Source organism: Streptomyces sp. NPDC002328 (genome assembly GCF_042890065.1).
In the GTDB taxonomy this organism is placed as follows: domain Bacteria; phylum Actinomycetota; class Actinomycetes; order Streptomycetales; family Streptomycetaceae; genus Streptomyces.
This window is the reverse complement of the sequence record NZ_JBIARQ010000002.1, coordinates 92,179-110,690: the sequence shown is the minus strand read 5'-3', so window position 1 is coordinate 110,690 and position 18,512 is coordinate 92,179. Positions and strand designations below refer to the sequence as shown.

Sequence of the window (18,512 nt, the reverse complement as noted above, 5' to 3'; positions counted from 1 at the left end):
CCGCCTAGGCGCAGTACTGGGCCTGCTTGCCGATGGACCGGTACATGCAGTCCGCGTTCTCCAGCAACTGCAGCACCGCGTCCTTGTTCCGCGCGGTCTCCCGCTCGATGACCTCGTCGGGCGGGTAGAACCCGCCGCCGCTCGCCGAACCCGGGTACATCTCGAAGGTGTACCCGAAGATCTTGTGCGTGCCCCAGAGGTAGTCGTCGATCGACCCGTCCGTGATGTACAGGTCGCTCGACTGCTCGGGCGTGTAGCCGTTGCTCGCGGCCATCGAACGGCCCACCGTGGCGAAGGCGTTGCGGTCGTCCGCCGTCATCCCGGTGGTGGTGTCCGAGTAGGTGTAGCCGAACGGCCACAGCACCAGCTCGCTGTACGTGTGGAAGTCGATGCCGGCCTTGATCTGCTGCACGCCGCCGACGACCCGGCCGCGCACGAAGTCGGAGACGACCTTCACCTCGGGCGCCGACTCGGCCGCCGTGCCCCGGTAGGTCTCGGAGGACGTCGACGTCGACGATCCGCCGCAGCAGCCCCACCGGTAGGCCCAGTTGCGGTTGAGGTCCGTACCGACGTACGAGGAACCGGAGTTGGGCTGGCGGTTCTTGCGCCACGAGCGGTAGGAGCCGGTGGCGACGTCGTACTCGCCGCCGTCCGGGTTGATGTCCGGGATGATCCAGATCTCGCGGTTGTTCACCATGTTGGTGACACGGGAGTCGGTGCCGTAGCCGGCGCCCAGCTCGCGGATCAGGTAGAGCGCCATCTCGACGGTGAGGTGCTCACGGGCGTGCTGGTGGTGGGTGAACAGCACCTCGGGCTCGGCCTCGTCGGCGGCGACGTTGTCGCTGATCTTGACGGCGACGATGTCCCGGCCCTGGTACGACTTCCCGATCACCCGCTTGCTGATGATGTTCGGGTAGGCCGCGATGCGCTGGTCGATCTCCGCGGTCATCTCGGCGTAGTTGTGGTAGCGGGAGTCGGCGGACGGGAAGTCGTACAGCCGCACCTCGCCCTCGGCGGTGCGGTCCGGGGCGGCCCCCACCGGCGCGACCTCGTAGCCCTGCGCGCGCAGCTTCTTGATCTGGTCGGCGCGGCCGGAGACGACGACGGTCTCTTCGTCGGCCTCGTCGACGCTCACCCCGGAGGCGGCGATCGCGGTGCGCGTCTGCGGGGTGCTGTGGTGGACGTGGATCTCGTACTGGCGGATGTCGTCGGCGGACGGGACCGCCTTCGGCGCGCTGCGGGCGGAGGCGTCGGTGGCGTTCGCCGAGAGGGGTGCGGCGAGCGCGAGGGCCATCAGGACGGCGAGAGCGGCGGACCGTCTGCCGCTGCGGGCGGGGCGGGGAGCGCCGGTTCCGGGGTCGGCGCCGGTGCCGGGGTCGGCGCCGTGCGCGCCTGAGCCGCGAATGCGGAGTCGCATGAGTTCTCCTCGGTTCTCCAGAAGTCCGGGGTCGCCGGACGCGTGGGGGAGTGGAGCGGGTGGTACCGCGTGCGACGTGCGTTCGTGCATGCACGCGTGTGTGTCTGCGTGCGTGCTGCCGTTGTGCGTTCGCTGTGTACGGCGTGCGGGGTGCCGCTCATGGTCGGGGTGTGACATGGTCAGGTCAAGAGTGGACGATGCGCCGACGGGGCCGCCGTGGCCGGAAACATGTGGCGTACAGCCCGCCGAACAGCCGCGCAGTGTACGGGGGAAGGGGCCGCTCGGCGGGTTCCTGGCCGAAGGTCACCCATGGGTGTGAAGCCCGCGTGCATATATGTACGGCCCGGGGAAGGCTGGGGATCCGCGCAAGGACAGGCCCCGGGGGAGTCGCACCCTCTGGCTCCTCGCACCACACCCCAAGGACAGGCTGATCATGGGCGGATCAGCGCCACGGCGGGACTGCCACCTGCCGGTGGAGACGACCAGCTTCGTCGACCGGCGCCGCGAACTGGTCGAAGGGCGCGAGCTGTTGGCCAGGGCCCGGCTGGTGACCCTGACCGGGCCCGGCGGCGTCGGCAAGACCCGCCTCGCCGGGCGGATCGCGGCCCGGGTGGCCCGCGCCTTCCCCGACGGTGTGCGCTTCGTGCAGCTCTCCGGGCTGTACGACCCGGCGCTCGTGCCGCTCGCCGTCGCGGACGCGCTCGGCCTGCGCGACCACTCCGACCGGCCGGCGCTGGATGCCCTGGTGGAGCGGGTGCGGGAGCGGAGGCTGCTGCTGGTCGTGGACAACTGCGAGCACCTGCGGTCGGCGTGCGCCGAGCTGGCGGCGGCGCTGCTGCACGGCGCCGCCGGGGTCCGGATCCTCGCCACGAGCCGTCATCGGCTGGGGCTCACCGAGGAACACCTCATGGACGTACGGCCGTTGCCCGTGCCCGATCCGGACGGGGACCTCTCAGCGGCCGACGGCTACCCGGCGCTGGCCCTGTTCGCCGACCGCGCCGCGGCCGTCGTCCCCGGCTTCCGGCTCACCGCCGCGAACCGGGCGTCCGTCGCCCGCCTGTGCCGCCGGCTGGACGGGCTGCCGCTCGCGATCGAACTGGCGGCGGTACGGATGCGGGTCCTGGACGTCGACCAGCTGCTGGCCCGCCTCGACGACCGCTATCGCCTGCTGACGGCCGGCGGCCCGACGGTCCCCGCCCGGCACCGGACGCTGCGGGCGGCGGTGGACTGGAGCCACGAACTCTGCGACGAGCGGGAGCAGTCGGCGTGGGCCCGGTTGTCCGTGCTGCGGGGAAGCTTCGACCTGGAGACGGCGGAGGCGGTGTGCGGGGCGGGCACGGAGGCCGGTGAAGGGGCCGGAAGAGCGGGAGGTGCCGGGAGAGGGGGAGGGGCCGGGGGAAGGGCCGGGCGAGGGGGAGGGGGAGCGCGGGCGGGACCCCTCAAGTCCTGTGCGGATCAGTCGTGTTCACCCCTGGACGAAGGCGGCTGCGGGGTTCTCGAAGCTGTCGCCGGGCTCGTCGACCAGTCCGTGCTGGCCCGCGAGGCCACCGGCGCCGGCGTCCGCTACCGCCTCCTCGACACCCTGCGCGAATACGGCCTGGAACGCCTCCGCGCGCACCCCGGCGAGGAGCGGGCCGCCCGTATCCGGCTCCGCGACCACATGCAGCGCCGCGCCGCCGCCTGCGAACGCGACTGGTTCGGCCCCGACCAGCCCGCCATCGCCGCCCGCCTCCACGCCGACCAGGACAACCTCCGCGCCGCCCTCGACTTCAGCCTCACCGCCCCCGGCGAGGCCCTCGCCGGGCTGCGGCTCGCCGGCACCCTGTGGTTCCACTGGCACGCCTGCGGCGCGCCCCGCGAGGGCCGCTACTGGCTCGACCGCGCCCTGGAGGCCCACCCCGAGGACGCTCCCGAGCGCGCCCGCGCCCTCTGGGTGGCCGGCCTCCTCGCCGGCTGCCCCGAGGACCTCACCCGCGGCCGCCGCCGCGCCGAACAGGCCCGCGCCCTCGCCCACCGCCTCGACGACGCCGCCGAAGCCGCCCACGCCGACTACGTCGTCGGCGTCATCCGCCTCTTCAGCGACGACCTCGACGGCGCCCTCGACCACTTCCGGACCGGCGTCGCCCGCGGCCCGGTCCCCGGCCAGCACTTCAGCCTCGTCGGCCTCGACCGCGTGGAACTCGCCTGCGCCCTCAACTTCCTGGGCCGCGCCGACGAGGCCATCGCCGTCTGCGAGGACACCCGCCGGCTGTGCGCCGAGCACGGCGAACGGTGGGTCCTGTCCTACGTGGAGCGCATGCTCGCCCTCGCCCACACCGTGAAGGGCGACTGGCGGCAGGCCGAACGGCACGGCCAGGAGGCGCTGCGGCTCAAGCTCGCCGTGCACGACGTCATCGGCATGGCCCTCACCCTCGACCTGCTGGCCCGCGTCGCGGCCGAACGCGGCGCCCACGAACGCGCCGCCCTCCTGCTCGGCGGCGCCGACAGCGCCTGGGCCGACGTCGACCGCAGCCGCTTCGGCTCCGCCGCCCTCAACTCCACCCGCCGCAGCAGCGAGGAACGCGCCAGCCAGGCACTGGGCGCGACCGCCTTCCGACGGGCCTACGACCGCGGCGCGGCCCTCCCCCTCGCGGACGTCGTCACCCACGCCCTGACCACGAGCCCGCCGACGCCCCCGACCTCGCCGTCGCCCCCGACCTCGCCGTCGCCCACGGCCCCGCCGTCACCCCACACCCCGCCGCCACCCCCGCGCCGCACCCCCTTCCCCGGCCACCCCCGCCCCCCGCACGGACGGCTCCCCATCGCCTCCCTCATGAGCCCCCCGGCCCCGTCCCTGCCCCCGTCCCCGCCCCCGCCCCTCACACCGGTCGTACGAGCCGCCCCCGACGGCGTCCGGCTCACCCGCCGCGAGGCCCAGGTCGCCGAACTCGTCGCCGAGGGGCTCGCCAACCAGCAGATCGCCGATCGGCTGGTCATCGCCCGCCGCACCGCCGAGGGCCATGTCGAACGCATCCTCAGCAAGCTCGGCTTCAGCAACCGCAGCCAGATCGCCGCCTGGGTGACGGCCCAACGCTGACCCCGGCCGCCGAGACTTCCCGTCCGCCCCCACCCACCTCAACCAACGCCAGATCGGGACCAGATGACCGCTCACCCCGCCGACCTCTCCCCACCCTCCCCGCCCCACGGCGAGTTCGACCACCGCATCGCCGCCCCCGCCACCGACGACGCCTTCCTGGCCGTCGCCCTGCCCTTCCTCGCCGAAGGCCTCGCCGCCCCGCAGGAACCCCCGCCCGTCGCCATCGCCGCCCCCGCCAAACTGGACCTCCTGCGCGACGCCCTCGGCGCCGACGCCAAGGACGTCGGCCTCGTCCCCCACACCGACTGGTACACCGGTTCCGCCGCCAACGCCGTGGCGCGCGCGGCAGGCCACCTCGCCGCGCACGCCGGCCCCGGCGGCCGCATCCACCTCCTCATGGAGCCGGTGTGGAACGGCCGCGCCGGACGCTCGCCGCGCGAGAGCGCCGAGTGGATCCGCTACGAGGCCCTCGCCAACCTCCTCTTCGCCCCGACCGCCACCACCGCCCTGTGCGTCTACGACACCCGCACCGCCGGCTCCGCCCTCCTCGCCGCCGCCCGCCGCGCCCACCCCGACACCGAGGTGTACGAGGACCCGCTGCGGCTCGCCGCCGAGCTGGACGCCGTACCGCTGCCCCCGCCGCCGCCCGACGCGCTCCGGCTGCCGGCCGAGCCCGCGCCGGACGCCGTACGGGCCTGGGCGGCCGGGCGCGGACTGGGAGACGCCGACGCCGGCCTGTTCGCGACGGCCGTCACCGAGGCGGCCTCGCTCGGCCCGGTCGCCGGCGCCCTGCTGTGGGGCGAGGCCCCCGGCTGCGTCTGCGAACTGGACCTGGCCCACCGCGTGGACGACCCGCTCGCCGGCTTCGTCCCGCCGCCCGCCGCCGCCCTGGAGGCGGGCCAGGGGCTGTGGTTCGCCCGCCAGGTGTGCGCCTACGTCGACCTCCGCGAGATCCCGGGAGGGGGGACGTCCGTACGCCTCCAGTACGGGCTCTCGAACGGGCCCCAGCACGGGCACCAGCACGGCCTCCGGTACGGGTGAGGAGCAGGTACGGAATCGGGTAGTCCTCCCCGTGTGCGGGCCGTCCGGGGCGGTCATCCTGTCCCCATGCTGGAACTCTCCGGGGGGCGCCTCCCGGATCCCGGTGCCGGGCCCGGTTCCGTACCCGGTTCCGAACCCGGTCCTCCGTACGGCGCCTGTCTGCAACCACCCCTGGGCGCGGGGGACATGAGCGTCGAGTACGACCCCCGGCCCTCCGCCGTCGGCGAGGCGCGCGCGGAAGTGCGCCGCCGGCTGGAGGGGTGGGGGCTGGGCGATCGCGACGAGCTGGTGGACACCGCCGTCCTTCTCGTCAGCGAACTCGCCACCAACGCCCTGCTGCACTCGGCGAGTCACTTCCGGCTCGCGCTGTCCGCCGCGCACGGCGTCCTGCGCTGCGAGGTGACCGACACCGGCCGCCGCACCCCGCAGGTGCTGGACGCGGGCTGCGCGGAGAGCGGCCGGGGGATGTTCCTGGTGGAGGCGTTCGCGCGGCGCTGGGGCTGCCACCAGGACGGGCCGGGCAAGACCGTCTGGTTCGAGCTCGGCACCTGCGGGTGCGGCGGCTGCGGCCGGCTCCAGCCGTAGGCCGACGCCGGCCGCAGCCGCCGGCCCCGACCCCCGTCCCGGCCGTCCGTGAGGGTTGCGTTCGCGCACGTCCTCTTGTGGCCGTGTCGCCTTTGAGGTTTCTTGACCTTCATGGCGGACACCACGGACACCAAGGAAATCACCCCTCCCCGCAAGTCCAGTTGGCGCTACATCGGGCCCGGCATCGTCGTCGCCGCGACCGGCGTCGGCGCCGGCGACCTCGTCGCCACCCTCATCGCCGGCAGCAACTTCGGCTACACCCTGCTGTGGGCGGCCGTCGCCGGCTGTCTGGTGAAGATCTCCCTCGCGGAGGCGGCCGGCCGCTGGCACCTGTCCACCGGGCGCACCCTCTTCGACGGCTGGGCCAGCCTCGGCCGCTGGACGACGTGGTTCTTCGTCGTCTACGTCGTCGTGTGGGGCTTCGTCTACGGGGCGGCGGCGATGTCGTCGAGCGCGCTGCCGCTCCAGGCGCTGTTCCCCGGCGTGATGGACCTGGAATGGTGGGCCATCGCCTGCGGGCTGGTCGGGCTGGTCTTCGTCTGGTTCAACAAGTACGCGGTCTTCGAGAAGGTCATGACGCTCCTGGTGGGCGTCATGTTCGCGGTGACGGTCTATCTGGCGATCCGCGTCACGCCCAACCTGCCCGAGGCCTTCGCCGGGTTGCTGCCGGTCCTGCCCGACGAGAAGGACTCCGTCCTCAACACCCTCGGCCTGATCGGCGGCGTAGGCGGCACCATCACGCTCGCCGCCTACGGCTACTGGGTCAACGCCAAGGGCTGGACCGACACCGGCTGGATGAAGGTGATGCGTCTGGACAACCGGGTCGCCTACGCCACCACCGGGATCTTCGTCATCGCCATGCTCTTCGTCGGGGCGGAGCTGCTGCACTCGGCGAACGTGGCGATCGCAAGCGGGGACAAGGGGCTGATCCAGCTCGGGGACATCCTGGCGGAGGAGTACGGTCCGGCCACCGCCAAGTTCTTCCTCGTCGGCTTCTTCGCCACCTCCTTCACCTCCCTGATCGGCGTCTGGCACGGCGTGAGCCTGATGTTCGCGGACTTCGTCGCCCGCTACCGCAAGCACGGCGGGACGACGGGCACGGCGGGGGCCACGGGCACGACCGGCGCGGAGGTGGCCTCCGGCGAACGGGAGCGCTCATGGCCGTTCCGCCTGTACCTGCTGTGGCTGACCTTCCCGCCGATCGTGCTCCTCTTCCAGGGCCAGCCCTTCCGGCTGATCATCCTGTACGGGGTGCTGGGCGCGGCGTTCCTGCCGTTCCTCGCGGCGACCCTGATCTGGCTGCTCAACTCCACGCGCACGCCCCGCGAATGGCGCAACGGGCCGCTGAGCAACGCGATGCTCGCGGCGGCCGGGCTGCTGTTCCTGGTGCTGTGCGTGAAGCAGGTCTGGGACCAGCCGTGGGCGGACTTCTTCTAGCGACCCGAGGGGACCGGTCCGCGGACCGGTCCCCTGACCGTGGCAGATCGTTCCCCGCGGTGCGGGTCAGCCCCTGACGATGTCCCACCTCTGGTCGAGCGCGATCTCCCGCAACTGCTCCATGCTCAGCGCGGGTTGCTTCCGGCTCGCGCCCGACCTCAGGTCGGCCGCGTTGTAGGCGCTGATCACCACGCGCCTGCCGTCCTTGCGCATGGTGTCGACGGTCCACGTGACGACACCCTCGCGGCCCTTCTCGTCCGGCTTCTGACGGATCGTCACAAGCGTGCCGTCGGGAAGTGTCTCCGCGCCGCCGTAGAGCTCGTCGGCGACGTCCTGCATGTTCAGCTGCACGTTGATCTCGACATAGCTCCTGCCCTTGCCGTCGTCGACGACGACGTACGCGTACTCCGGGGCCTGTCCGCCGCGCGCGACGACCTTCGAGCCGTCGGGCATCGAGGAGGTGAGGACGCCGATGAGCCGCTTGACCACCACGTCCGAATCCGCGCCCGGCGACGACGGCGGCGCGGACGGCGGCACGGGCATCGCGTCGATGATCCGCCGCCACTCCGTCGCCGAGGCGAGCTTCTTCAACGCCACCACGTCCAGCGGGGGTTCGGGACGGCTGACCGGCTTGTCCTTCTGCGCGGGGGCGTTCCACTCGGACACGCTCACCCGCTGCCCGGCCGGCGTGACCAGCTCCGCGCCCCACGACTTGGTGTCCACACGCCGGTCGGGATACTCGTACCCCTTGTAGACGGTGATCGCGGACCCGTCCGGCAGCTTGGCGGTCTCGCAGCTCTCGTCCGCGGACGGCGGCCCGGCCACGGTGTCCTGGCACGGCATCACCTCCTTCGCCGGGTCGAAGCCACCGGTCACCGGGAGCCGGTCCAGCCCCACGGAGACGGCCGCGGCGCCCTTGCCGTCGTCGTACACGACAGCGGCGTACGGTCCCGGCTGGTCGTGGGTGCCGCGGCCCTCCTGGCCGCTGAACGTGCCGTTCGGGAGCAGCTCCTCCAGGGTCCTGACCACCTCGCCGGCGGGGATCCCGCCCGCGCCGGGCGTGGCCGTGGCGCTCGCCGCGACGGAGGCGGTGTCGGACTCCGCGCCGGACGGTACGAGCAGGGCCCCGCCCACCCCCACGAGGGCGAGGCCTGCCGCACCTCCCGCGACGGCGGCCTGTCGCCGCAGCCGCAGCCGGCGGCCGTGCGCCCGGCCCGCGGCGGCGAGCGCCGCCCGGTCGGTGTCGAAGGTGCCGCCCGCCTGGCGCAGGGCGGCGGAGAGCTGGTCCTCGAAGGGGTCGTGGGAGTCGTCAACGGGCATGGCACACCACCGTTTTCCGTGGTTCGAAGTGATGAGGGAAGGTGTGGGGGTCGTGTGCGGGCGCGACACGGCTACGGTCGCGCGTACTCGCCGATGTCCTCGCCCAGCAGCTCGCGCAGCCGGCCGAGGGCCCGCACGCACCGCGTCCGTACGGCGGCGGAACTGGCGTTCATGGCGCCGGCCGTCTCCTCGACGGACCGGTCCTCCCAGTACCGCAGGACGAGCACGGCCCGGTCCTTGGCGGGCAGCCGGCCGAGGGCCTGCATCAGCGTCAGCCGCAGCGTGACGTCGGCGCCCGCGCAGGCGGCGCGTTCGGGGACGACGTCCACGGCGCGCTCACCGCTGCTGCGCCGGCGCTGATGGGCGAGGAAGGTGCGAGTGAGGACCGTCTGGGCGTACGCGGCGGGGTTGTCGGCGCGGGAGACGCGCCCCCAGCGGACGTACAGCCTGCCGAGGGTCTCCTGAACCAGATCCTCGGCGAGGTGCGTGTCCCCCGCGGCGAGCAGACAGGCGGACCGGTACAACTGCCCCGCCCGCGCCGCAGCGAACTCCGCGTACTCGTCCGCGCGGGCCTGTCTCATGTGCTCCCCCAGCTCCGTGGTCCGTCCGTGCCGTCCTCACCCTCATCGATGCGACGGGCCCCGGAAATGTTTCAGAGGGAACGCCGGTTTTCCGTGCGCCCGTGCCGCGGGCCGCAGTTGCCGCGCTCCAAGGGTGAGGGGAGACTGAGGAGAGAGGGGGATTTCCTCAGGCTGCGGGCCGCGGGCGGCGGCACCGGAGGACGCCGCCAGGCCGTGTCGTCACCGGCCAGGGCGCTCGCGCCGTACGAGAAGGGGCGAGTGCCATGTCACGTCGGTACTACATGCGTGGCAATCTGGTCGAGGTCGAGCAGCTCGACGACGTCGTGGCGGTGAGGATGGGCGCGGACGCCCGGCGCGGAACCGGCGCCGAGGCGGAGGAATCCCTCGGGACCAGCGCGCGAGGGGCCATGCGCGCGGCCGGGATCGACGAGGAGACCGCCGACGCCTTCAACCGCGCGGACTGGGTGTTCGTCCGGCCCAACCGGGAGACCAGGGAAGCCTTCACGGCGCACGAGGCCCTCCCCGAGGCGGACGCCGCCGGCACGGTCGTTGTGCGGCCCGGCGGCAGGATCGGCATCGCGACCGACGTGCTGAACGTCCAGCTGTCGCCGACGCTTTCGCGGGAGGAGGCCGAGCGCGAGCTCGAGGCGGCCGGCCTGAGCGTGATCCAGCGGCTCGGTTTCGCGAAGAACCTGTACGAGGTGCGCGCCACGGCGGCCGAGGACTCCCTCGCGGCCTCCGTCGACCTGCACGACAACGACCTCTTCGTCTTCGCCGAGCCGTCGTTCGTCGAGCACGTCCCGGGGCGGTTCCACCCCAACGCGCCCCGCTACGCCGAGCAGTGGCAGTGGAACAACGCCGGCGCCGACGGCGGGACGCCGGGAGCCGACGTCCACGTCGAAGCGGCGTGGGACCGCACCTTCGGGACCGGGATCCGCGTCGCCGTGATCGACAACGGCTTCGACGCGGGGCACGAGGACCTCGCCGACGGCGTGGGCGCGATGTCCGGCTTCTACGACGACGGCGTGCCGAAGGCGACGTTCGTCCAGGGCGCCTCGGGCATGCCCGACAGCGGCCACGGCACGTTCTGCGCCGGCATGGCCGGAGCCCGGATCGGCAACGGGGTGGGCGGTGTCGGCGCGGCCCCCGAGTGCGAGCTGATGCTGGTGGCCTGTCTGAACGACCAGGTCGGCCCGCAGACGACGCTGGCGCGCGCCGTCGCCTACGCGGCCGACCCGTCCCTGGAGGTCCCGGGCGCCGACCCGCAGGACGGGGCGGACATCCTGGTGTGCAGCCTGGGGCCGAACGGCGCGGAGTGGGAGCTGAGCAGCACGCTGGACCTCGCCCTGGAGGCCGCCGCCGCGAACGGCCGGGCGGGCAAGGGGCTGCCGATCTTCTGGGCGGCGAGCAACGGCACGGACGTCGACGTCTCCAAGGACGAGGTCGTCTCCCACCCCGATGTGATCGCGGTGGTGCGGTCCACCAACCGGGACCTGGAGGACCACGCGGCCCGCGGCCCCGAGGTGGAGCTGATCGCCCCCGGCGTCGACGTCCTGAGCACCAGGTCCGGCGGCGGCTACGGCACCAGCACCGGCACCAGCTTCGCCGCCCCCTGCGCGGCGGGCTGCGCCGCCCTGGCGATCGCCGTCAATCCCGAGCTGACGCGCGACCAGCTGCGGGCCGTCATGCACGAGTCGGCCGACAAGATCGGCGGCAGCGGAGTGCTCTACGACGCGGACGGCCACAACGACGACTACGGCTTCGGCCGGGTCAACGCCGCCCAGGCCGTGGACCTCGCCAGGGAGTTGGCGTGATGGGCACGGAACCGGCGGTCGTCCGCTGTCACGTGGTCGCGGAGAACACCGAGGCGCTCCGGGAGTTCCTCCGGGAGACCGGGGCCGACGTGGGGTGCCACGCCGTCGCGCGCGGCACCCGGGGCGGCGTCGGGCTGGACGTCTACTTCCGGGAGGACCGGCTCGACCGGGCGCGGGCGGCCAGGTCGGCCCCGCTGGTGGACATCACGCCGGTCGAGAACGTCACGGAGAACTGGCTCGCCCGCAGGGAAGAGGTCGGCGGCGGCGACCGCTTCGCCGCCCGGGACGCCCGCCCGCACGGCCTCGGCCGCAAGGAGTGACCATGTACCTCAACGTGACCGAGATCGAATCGGCGATCACCGCCCTGCACGCCGCCCACCCCGGCGCGACGGAGGTCCTCGTCCCGCCCCACACCACCCATGAGGGCCGTACGACACGGCTGCTGCGGATCGGGACCCGCGAGGCGGGGGAGGCGGACGGGATCCTGGTGCTGGGCGGGATGCACGCCCGGGAATGGGTGCCGCCCGACGCGCTGATCTCGCTGGCGGCCGACCTGCTGGAGGCGCACAGCCTGGGCACCGGGCTCGGCTACGGCGCCACGTCGTTCACGGCGGCGCAGGTCGCGCGGGTCGTGGAGCACACCGGGCTGTTCCTCTTCCCCTGTGTGAACCCCGACGGCCGGGCGTTCAGCCAGACCGTGTCGCCGATGTGGCGCAAGAACCGCCGGCCGGCCCCTCCCGGGCACGCGGGCGCCTCGTGCACCGGGGTGGATCTCAACCGCAACTTCGACTTCCTCTGGGACCACACGGCGAAGTTCGCGCCGGACGCGGAGGTCCGCACCTCGGACGACCCGTGCGATCCGCAGGTCTACCGAGGGCCCGCGCCCGCCTCCGAGCCCGAGACGCGGAACGTGGTGTGGGCGCTCGACACCTTCCCCCGGATCCGCTGGATGGTCGACGTGCACAGCGCGGTGCCGGTGTTCCTGCACAACTGGGGCTCGGACCGCAACCAGTCGCTCACCCCGTCCGACAACTTCCGCAACCCCGCGCTCGACGGGGTGCGGGGGCGGCCGGACGACGGCATCGGCGAGTTCATCCCCGAGCAGGACCTGAAGACCGCGGTCGAGCTCGGGGAGCACATGAACGGCGCGGCGCGCGGGGTGCGCGGAGCCGACTACGGGGTCGAGGCGGCGTACGGGCTGTACGCCACCTCGGGGACGAGCGACGACTACGCCTACAGCCGGCACTTCACCACGCCGGGCGCCACGAAGGTGATCGGCTGGACGATCGAGTGCGGCACCTCCTTCCAGCCGGCGTTCAGCGAGGCCGAGCAGGTCATCCGGGAGGTGTCGGCGGCGCTGCTGGCGCTCGCCGCCGACGCCCCCTCGGTGACGGACGACCTCATGGGCTGAGCCCCGCGGCCCCGCCGCGCCGGGTCACGGCAGCGCGTGTGTCACGGCAGCGCGTGCACGTGCGGTCCCACCGCGCCGGACCACGCGTTGCCCGCCGTCGCGTCCCAGTTCGTCGACCAGGTCATCGCGCCGCGCAGGTCGGGATAGGTCCGCGGCGGCTTGAAGGAGCCGCAGTCGGTGCCCCTCGTCAGACAGTCCAGCGCGCTGTTGACGACGCTCGGCGGGACGTAGCCGCTGCCCGCGCCCCGGGTCGAGGCCGGCACGCCCAGGCCGACCTGGGAGGGGGCGAGGCCGTTCTCCAACTGGATGCAGGCGAGCGCGGTGAGGAAGTCCACGGAGCCCTGGCTGTAGACCTTGCCGTCGCAGCCGAGCATCGAACCGCTGTTGTAGTACTGCATGTTGACGACCGTGAGGATGTCCTTCACGTTCAGCGCGGTCTGGAAGTAGGAGTTCGACGGCGACTGCATGTCGATGGTCTGCGGTGCCATGGTGAGGACGAGCGAGGGGCCCGCCTTCGCCGACAGCGCGCGCAACGCCTGGGTCATATAAGTGGCGTTGAGGCCGTTCTCCAGGTCGATGTCGACACCGTCGAAGCCGTACGTGCGCATCAGCGCGTACACCGAGTTCGCGAACTCGGCGGCGGACGCCGCGTCGTCGACCCTCACCCTGCCGGTCTCGCCGCCGACCGACACGACGACCTTCTTGCCGGCGGCCTGCTTGGCCCGGACGTCGGCCTTGAACTGGTCGACGGTGTAGCCCTTCAGGCCGGCGGAGTCCAGGGTGAAGTCCACCGCGCCCGGGGTGGCCGTGGCGTCCGCGAAGGCCACGGCGATGATGTCGTACTGGGCGGAGACGTCGGAGATCCGCTGGACCGTCGCGCCGTTGTCGAAGTTCTGCCAGTAGCCGGTCACGGCGTGCCGGGGCACCGAGCCGCCGCCTTGGCCGGGCGGGGCCGTCCGGCCCGTCACCGCCGCCGACCTCACCGACTCGCCGGCCGCGTTCGTCGCCGTGACCTGGAAGGCGTAGGAGGTGGCGGCGGCGAGGCCGGTCACGGTCGCCGAGGTCCCGGTCACCGCCGTGACCTTGGTGCCGTCGCGGTAGACGGAGTAGCCGGTCGCGCCGGACACCGCGGCCCAGGACAGGGACACGGACGACGACGTCGTGCCGGAGACCGCGAGGCCGGTCGGCGCGGCCGGGACCGCCGGGCCGGGGTCGCCGCCCCCGCCGCCGTCGGGGCCGTACACCGAGACGTCGTCGGCGAGGTAGGCGGCCTGGCCGTACCAGCCGTGCAGGTACACGGTGACGGACGTGGTCGAGGGCCCGGTCGTGAACCTCGTCGTCAGCTGCTTCCAGACGGCGGAGTCCGGGGTCCAGGCGGACACGTCCGTCGTGCCGGTGCCGGTGGCGCCCAGGTAGGCGTAACCGCCGCGGACCCAGGCGCTCAGGGTGTAGGCGGAGCCGGGCCTGACCGCGACCGTCTGTGCGCAACGGGCGTTGTCCTGGCCGGCCGGGGTCGCCTTCAGGGCGGCGGCGCCGCCGTGGACGGGGGCGGATACGGTCGTTCCGCTTCCCGCGGAACAGTTCCAGTGGGTGAGGCCGGACTCGAAGCCGGCGTTCCTCGCGTTGTCGACGTCCGCGGCGGACGCCTGAGCCGCGCCCGCCAGGGTCAGGGCGAGAGCGGCGGTCACCGCTGCCGACCAGAACCGCGTCGATGTTTTATGTGGGGACATGACAACAAGTTGGTCCAGACCAATTCTGTTGTCAAGGGGTCCGGTCGTGGAGAGCCGGTGTGCGCAACCTGCCCCGATTTGCCGCCACTTGCGCCGAAGACAGTTCTCGAGCAGCCGCTGAAAGCTGTTCACCCGCCACAAGTGCGTGGTTACAGTGCTGAGGTAGTCACGCAATGAAGTCACCCCGGTGCACCGGAGTAACGCCCGGTGGACCGGAGAGCGGGAACTCGGGGAGCTGCGCGTGCCAACTGCCATTGCCGTGACCGGCGCCGATCTGGCGCTGCCGCCACAGGACGAACGGACCCTGCCCGCCGCCGTCCTCGACGGGCTCGACCGCCGCCCCCTCGACGAGGCCGTGGCCGCCGTGCAGAGCCTGATCGACCAGCACGGCCATGTGGTCGTCCTGTACTCGCGGGCCACGCCCCCGGCCGTCGAACAGCGGCTGCACACCGTCCGCTCCCTGCTGGAGAGCGACCGCGTCGCCCTGTTCCGCCCCGAACTGCCCCCGCTCGCGGTCGCCGTCCTCGCCCGCCAGCTGCGCCAGCTCGCCTCCTGCGACCTCGGCCCCGGCGTCCTCGCCTCGGCGGGCCGGCTGCTCACCCACTACCTCCACGCCGGCGCGCTCCTCGCCTCCGTCGCCCGCCTCGACCGCGTCCCCGTCGGCCTGAAGTCGCACGCCAGGTCCTGGATGCCGGGCAGCCAGTTCGGCGTCCTCGCCCACCCCCAGCCGCAGTTGGTCAAGGCCGGTCCCGAAACCGTCCTGCCCGGACCGGAGTTCGGCACCTGGATGCTGGTCGGCCGCGGACAGCTCCAGTCCGACTGGGTCAGCGGCGTCCTCGCCCCCGCCTGGCACGCCCAGGGGCTGCGCGAGACGGAACTGCCCGCCGAGTCCGCGCGCTGGTGGGGCACCGGCCGGCTGATCGAGTTCTGCGCCTACCTGCCCGACCTGTCGGTCCTCTACCAACTGGTCGCCTCCGTACGGCAGACCGTCTGCCACTGGTGCGGCATCGACGTCATCGGCGACCGCTGCGTCTTCTGCTCCGCCACCCCGCCGCCCGCCTCCGAGATCACCGCCCGCCCCGTCCGAGCGCTCACCGCGGGCGGCTGAACCAGCCCCACCGCCCCGACCGTGTGTCCGTCCCGCTCGACCCGACCCCCAACGAGGTTGCACGGCTCATGAACTCCCGTCAGCGCCGCGGCGTGATCCTCCTGCTCCTGTCGGTGTTGTGCGCCCTCGGCGCCTTCGCCGGCGTCCTCTCCGTCATCGACGACGTGCAGTCCAAGGTCGGCCCGGAGGTCGCGGCGTACCGGCTCCGGACGAACATCGCGCCCTACACCCCGCTCACCGCGTCCCAGTTCGAGAAGATCGAGATGCCCGAGCGCTGGCTCTCCGAGAACGCCGTCACCGATCTCGCCGCCATCCGCGGCAAGATCGCCGTGACGACCCTGAAGAAGGGCTCCCTGCTCCAGAGCGACATGGTCGTCGACCAGCCCGCCCTCCAGGCCGGCCAGCAGGAGGTCGCCATCATGATCGACGCGGCCACCGGCGTCGCCGGCAAGATCACCCCGGGCTCCTCGGTCAACGTCTACGCCACCTTCGAGGGCGCCAAGGAGAGCGACCCCGACCAGTCGAAGATCATCGTCACCAACGCCCGCGTCCTCGACGTCGGCGAGCTCACCGCGCTCCGGCCCGACGCCGACGACCGCGGGCGGCAGCCCACCGACGCCGTCCCCATCACCTTCGCGCTGTCCACCCTCGACGCCCAGCGCATCACGTACGCCGAGTCGTTCGCCAAGCGCGTCCGGCTCGCCCTGGTGGCGCCCGGCACCCCCGCCACGGTCCCCGAACAGGACCGGACGTACGAACTCGCCACGGACAAGTGAGAGGCCGCCGCCATGCCCACGAGGATCCTCCCGGCCGTCGGCGACGCGGACGCGGTCCGCTCCCTCACCACCCTGCTCAGCCAGCTCCCGGACGCCGAACCCGTCACCCCGGTCGCCGACTCCACCCAGCTCGTCGACACCCTCGCCCGCCTGGCCGCCGAGTCCGTCGACGAACTCCCCGAGGTCGTCGTCGTCCACGAGCGCATCGGCCCGGTCCCGGCACTGGAACTCGTCCGCGAGGTCGCCCTGCGCTTCCCCGCCGTCGGCGTCATCCTCGTCACCACCGACGCGAGCCCCGGCCTCTTCCAGGCCGCCATGGACGCCGGCGCGCGCGGCCTGGTCACCCTCCCGCTGAGCTACGAGGAACTCGCCAGCCGCGTCCAGGCCGTCGCCCAGTGGTCGGTCGGCGTACGGCGCCATCTCGGCCACGGCGGCGACGTGTTCACCGGCGTCGGCGGCACCGTCGTCACCGTCGGCGGGGCCAAGGGCGGGGTCGGCGCGACCCTGACCGCCGTCCAGATCGCCCTGGCGGCCCAGGCCTCCGGCCGGTCCACGGCCCTCGTCGACATGGACCTCCAGACCGGCGACGTCGCCTCCTACCTGGACGTGCAGTTCCGCCGCTCGGTCGTCGACCTCGCCGCCATCGCCGACATCTCGCCCCGCATCCTCGCCGAGGCCGTCTTCCGCCACGACAGCGGCGTCGCCCTGCTGCTCGCCCCCGGCGAGGGCGAACGCGGCGAGGAGGTCACCGACCGCGCCGCCCGCCAGATCGTCAGCGCCCTGCGCTCCCGCTACGAGGTCGTCGTCGTCGACTGCGGCGCGCAGCTCGGCGGGGCCGGGGCCGCGGTCGTCGAGATGGCCGACCTGGCCCTGCTCGTCACCACCCCCGACGTGGTGGCGGTCCGCGGCGCCAAACGCGCCGTCCGCATGTGGGACCGGCTCCAGATCCGCAAGGCGGAGGAGACCACCGTCGTCGTCAACCGCCTCAGCCGCGGTACGGAGATCCAGCCCGCGCTGATCCAGCGGATCACCGGCACGCCCGTCGCCGCGACCGCGATCCCGGCGAACTTCAAGGAACTCCAGGCGGCGGTGGACGCCGGCCGCGTCGACGCCCTCGACGCCAAGGGCGCCGTACGCCAGGCGATGTGGGCGCTCGCGGGCGAACTGGGCCTGGTCAAGGCACCGGAGGCCACGCTCGCGCGCCGGGGCGACGGCCGGACGCGCGGCACGGACAAGGCGCGCGGCGGGGACAAGGCGCGCGGCGGCGACCGGGGGGCGGCGGGCTTTCGGCGGCGGAGGGGGTGAGGGCGATGGCGGCGGGGGCGGCGATGGCGGCGGAGTCGGCGGAGGTGGCGACGGCGGCGGGGTCGGCGGAGGTGGCGATGAGGGCGGCGGCGCGGCCGAGGGCGACGGCGCGAGCGCGAGCGATGGTGCGGGCTCGGGCGGCGGCGCGGGCGCGTTTCGCGCGCGACCGGGGTCAGGTCACGATCGAGTTCCTCGGCATGGCCCCGCTGATCATCGTGACCTTGGTGGTGGTGTGGCAGTTCGTGCTGGTGGGGTACACCTACACGCTCGCTGGGCATGCTGCCGACGAGGGAGTGCGGGCGGCGACGGCGGCGGCTCCGGGGGAGCGGTCGGCGGTGTGCGAACAGGCGGCACTGAAGAACCTGCCGCAGGCGTGGAAGGGGAGCGCCGTGGTGAGCTGTGGCGGCAGCGGCTTCGTGACGGCCGACGTCACCCTGCGCGTCCCCGTCCTCTTCCCCGGCGCGATCGACTTCCCGTTCGAGGTGCGCGGCCACGCGGGCGCCGTCGAGGAGGACGACGGTGACTGACACGCCGAACGCACGCCGCGCGCACCGAGTCCGCGACCGAGGCCAAGTCGCCCTGGAGTACCTCGGGTTCCTCCCGATCCTGCTGCTGATCGCCCTGGCCGCCGTGCAACTCGGCCTGATCGCCTACGCCGCCCAGCAGGCCGGCACCGCGGCCCGCGCGGGCGCCCGCAGCGCCTCCCTCGACAACGACGCACAGGGCGACTGCGCGCGGGCGGTGAGCAGTTGGCTGAACCCCCGCTGCGCGCCCTCCTACTCCGGCGACGAGGTCAAGGTCACCGCCGAGGTCACCATCCCGTCCGTCATCCCCGGCATCGGGGACTTCGGCACCGCAAGCAAGTCGGCCACCATGCCGGTCGACCACTGAAGCAAGGCAGGAGGACCGAC

The 18,512-nt window shown here is 73.2% G+C and carries 16 protein-coding genes; 12 read left to right on the top strand and 4 right to left on the bottom strand.

Going from position 1 to position 18,512, the window contains the following annotated elements; genetic code table 11:
• Positions 1-4: 4 nt before the first annotated feature.
• Positions 5-1,417 (bottom strand): M14 family metallopeptidase, encoded by a 1,413-nt coding sequence (locus ACFYX4_RS06870; RefSeq protein WP_389327125.1) that lies wholly within the window; start codon positions 1,415-1,417, stop codon positions 5-7.
• A gap of 433 nt (positions 1,418-1,850) precedes the next feature.
• On the opposite strand from ACFYX4_RS06870, the gene ACFYX4_RS06865 reads away from it, so the two are divergent.
• From ACFYX4_RS06865 to ACFYX4_RS06850, 4 genes are all read left to right on the top strand, one after another.
• Positions 1,851-4,493, top strand: coding sequence for a LuxR C-terminal-related transcriptional regulator (locus ACFYX4_RS06865; protein WP_389327121.1), 2,643 nt, complete (start codon positions 1,851-1,853; stop codon positions 4,491-4,493).
• 63 nt (positions 4,494-4,556) lie between these two features.
• The gene (locus tag ACFYX4_RS06860) at positions 4,557-5,534 is read left to right on the top strand and encodes an anti-sigma factor RsbA family regulatory protein (protein WP_389327118.1); all 978 of its coding nucleotides are present in this window, start codon (positions 4,557-4,559) and stop codon (positions 5,532-5,534) included.
• Positions 5,535-5,720: 186 nt separating this feature from the next.
• A complete protein-coding gene (locus tag ACFYX4_RS06855; RefSeq protein WP_389327115.1) occupies positions 5,721-6,119 on the top strand; it encodes an ATP-binding protein in 399 nt (132 codons plus the stop codon).
• A gap of 111 nt (positions 6,120-6,230) precedes the next feature.
• A complete protein-coding gene (locus ACFYX4_RS06850; RefSeq protein WP_389327112.1) occupies positions 6,231-7,556 on the top strand; it encodes an Nramp family divalent metal transporter in 1,326 nt (441 codons plus the stop codon).
• A gap of 66 nt (positions 7,557-7,622) precedes the next feature.
• On the opposite strand, the gene ACFYX4_RS06845 is transcribed toward ACFYX4_RS06850, so the two are convergent.
• Together ACFYX4_RS06845 and ACFYX4_RS06840 are read right to left on the bottom strand one after the other, a co-directional pair.
• Entirely contained in the window at positions 7,623-8,876 is a 1,254-nt protein-coding gene (locus ACFYX4_RS06845) for a hypothetical protein (protein ID WP_389327109.1), read from the bottom strand.
• 71 nt (positions 8,877-8,947) lie between these two features.
• Positions 8,948-9,457, bottom strand: a complete 510-nt coding sequence (locus ACFYX4_RS06840; RefSeq protein WP_389327106.1) for a SigE family RNA polymerase sigma factor — start codon at positions 9,455-9,457, stop codon at positions 8,948-8,950.
• Between the two features lie 263 nt (positions 9,458-9,720).
• Here ACFYX4_RS06840 and ACFYX4_RS06835 point away from each other — a divergent pair, with 263 nt between their 5' ends.
• The 3 genes from ACFYX4_RS06835 to ACFYX4_RS06825 are packed head-to-tail and all read left to right on the top strand — an operon-like array spanning position 9,721 to position 12,682.
• Positions 9,721-11,271 carry a S8 family serine peptidase gene (locus ACFYX4_RS06835; protein ID WP_389327103.1) on the top strand — a complete coding sequence of 517 codons (1,551 nt, stop codon included), beginning with the start codon at positions 9,721-9,723 and terminating at the stop codon, positions 11,269-11,271.
• Positions 11,271-11,591: a hypothetical protein gene (locus ACFYX4_RS06830; RefSeq protein ID WP_389327100.1), complete on the top strand. Its 321-nt coding sequence runs from the start codon at positions 11,271-11,273 to the stop codon at positions 11,589-11,591. The genes ACFYX4_RS06835 and ACFYX4_RS06830 overlap by 1 nt, the downstream gene beginning before the upstream one ends.
• Positions 11,592-11,593: 2 nt before the next feature.
• Positions 11,594-12,682 (top strand): M14 family metallopeptidase, encoded by a 1,089-nt coding sequence (locus ACFYX4_RS06825; RefSeq protein WP_389327097.1) that lies wholly within the window; start codon positions 11,594-11,596, stop codon positions 12,680-12,682.
• 41 nt (positions 12,683-12,723) lie between these two features.
• Here the strand turns inward: ACFYX4_RS06825 and ACFYX4_RS06820 are convergent, their stop codons facing one another.
• Positions 12,724-14,412, bottom strand: a complete 1,689-nt coding sequence (locus ACFYX4_RS06820; protein ID WP_389327094.1) for a chitinase — start codon at positions 14,410-14,412, stop codon at positions 12,724-12,726.
• Between the two features lie 241 nt (positions 14,413-14,653).
• On the opposite strand from ACFYX4_RS06820, the gene ACFYX4_RS06815 reads away from it, so the two are divergent.
• The 5 genes from ACFYX4_RS06815 to ACFYX4_RS06795 all read left to right on the top strand — a co-directional run bounded on the left by ACFYX4_RS06815 (position 14,654) and on the right by ACFYX4_RS06795 (position 18,492).
• Positions 14,654-15,520, top strand: a complete 867-nt coding sequence (locus ACFYX4_RS06815; protein ID WP_389327091.1) for a hypothetical protein — start codon at positions 14,654-14,656, stop codon at positions 15,518-15,520.
• 68 nt (positions 15,521-15,588) lie between these two features.
• On the top strand, positions 15,589-16,296 hold the full coding sequence (gene cpaB / locus ACFYX4_RS06810; protein ID WP_389327088.1) for a Flp pilus assembly protein CpaB: 708 nt from the start codon (positions 15,589-15,591) through the stop codon (positions 16,294-16,296).
• A 12-nt stretch (positions 16,297-16,308) separates the two neighbouring features.
• Positions 16,309-17,601 (top strand): AAA family ATPase, encoded by a 1,293-nt coding sequence (locus ACFYX4_RS06805; protein ID WP_389327085.1) that lies wholly within the window; start codon positions 16,309-16,311, stop codon positions 17,599-17,601.
• Positions 17,602-17,723: 122 nt separating this feature from the next.
• Positions 17,724-18,128: a TadE family protein gene (locus ACFYX4_RS06800; protein ID WP_389328605.1), complete on the top strand. Its 405-nt coding sequence runs from the start codon at positions 17,724-17,726 to the stop codon at positions 18,126-18,128.
• A complete protein-coding gene (locus tag ACFYX4_RS06795; protein WP_389327082.1) occupies positions 18,121-18,492 on the top strand; it encodes a TadE/TadG family type IV pilus assembly protein in 372 nt (123 codons plus the stop codon). The genes ACFYX4_RS06800 and ACFYX4_RS06795 overlap by 8 nt, the downstream gene beginning before the upstream one ends.
• Positions 18,493-18,512 lie beyond the last annotated feature (20 nt).

Excerpts from the sequence above, each read along its gene's own strand:
- ACFYX4_RS06860 (WP_389327118.1), top strand. The coding sequence starts at position 4,557 with ATGACCGCTCACCCCGCCGACCTCTCCCCACCCTCCCCGCCCCACGGC.
- cpaB (WP_389327088.1), top strand. The coding sequence starts at position 15,589 with ATGAACTCCCGTCAGCGCCGCGGCGTGATCCTCCTGCTCCTGTCGGTG.
- ACFYX4_RS06850 (WP_389327112.1), top strand. The coding sequence starts at position 6,231 with ATGGCGGACACCACGGACACCAAGGAAATCACCCCTCCCCGCAAGTCC.
- ACFYX4_RS06805 (WP_389327085.1), top strand. The coding sequence starts at position 16,309 with ATGCCCACGAGGATCCTCCCGGCCGTCGGCGACGCGGACGCGGTCCGC.
- ACFYX4_RS06800 (WP_389328605.1), top strand. The coding sequence starts at position 17,724 with ATGGTGCGGGCTCGGGCGGCGGCGCGGGCGCGTTTCGCGCGCGACCGG.
- ACFYX4_RS06840 (WP_389327106.1), bottom strand. The coding sequence starts at position 9,457 with ATGAGACAGGCCCGCGCGGACGAGTACGCGGAGTTCGCTGCGGCGCGG.
- ACFYX4_RS06835 (WP_389327103.1), top strand. The coding sequence starts at position 9,721 with ATGTCACGTCGGTACTACATGCGTGGCAATCTGGTCGAGGTCGAGCAG.
- ACFYX4_RS06865 (WP_389327121.1), top strand. The coding sequence starts at position 1,851 with ATGGGCGGATCAGCGCCACGGCGGGACTGCCACCTGCCGGTGGAGACG.
- ACFYX4_RS06845 (WP_389327109.1), bottom strand. The coding sequence starts at position 8,876 with ATGCCCGTTGACGACTCCCACGACCCCTTCGAGGACCAGCTCTCCGCC.
- ACFYX4_RS06820 (WP_389327094.1), bottom strand. The coding sequence starts at position 14,412 with ATGTCCCCACATAAAACATCGACGCGGTTCTGGTCGGCAGCGGTGACC.
- ACFYX4_RS06855 (WP_389327115.1), top strand. The coding sequence starts at position 5,721 with ATGAGCGTCGAGTACGACCCCCGGCCCTCCGCCGTCGGCGAGGCGCGC.
- ACFYX4_RS06830 (WP_389327100.1), top strand. The coding sequence starts at position 11,271 with ATGGGCACGGAACCGGCGGTCGTCCGCTGTCACGTGGTCGCGGAGAAC.
- ACFYX4_RS06870 (WP_389327125.1), bottom strand. The coding sequence starts at position 1,417 with ATGCGACTCCGCATTCGCGGCTCAGGCGCGCACGGCGCCGACCCCGGC.
- ACFYX4_RS06825 (WP_389327097.1), top strand. The coding sequence starts at position 11,594 with ATGTACCTCAACGTGACCGAGATCGAATCGGCGATCACCGCCCTGCAC.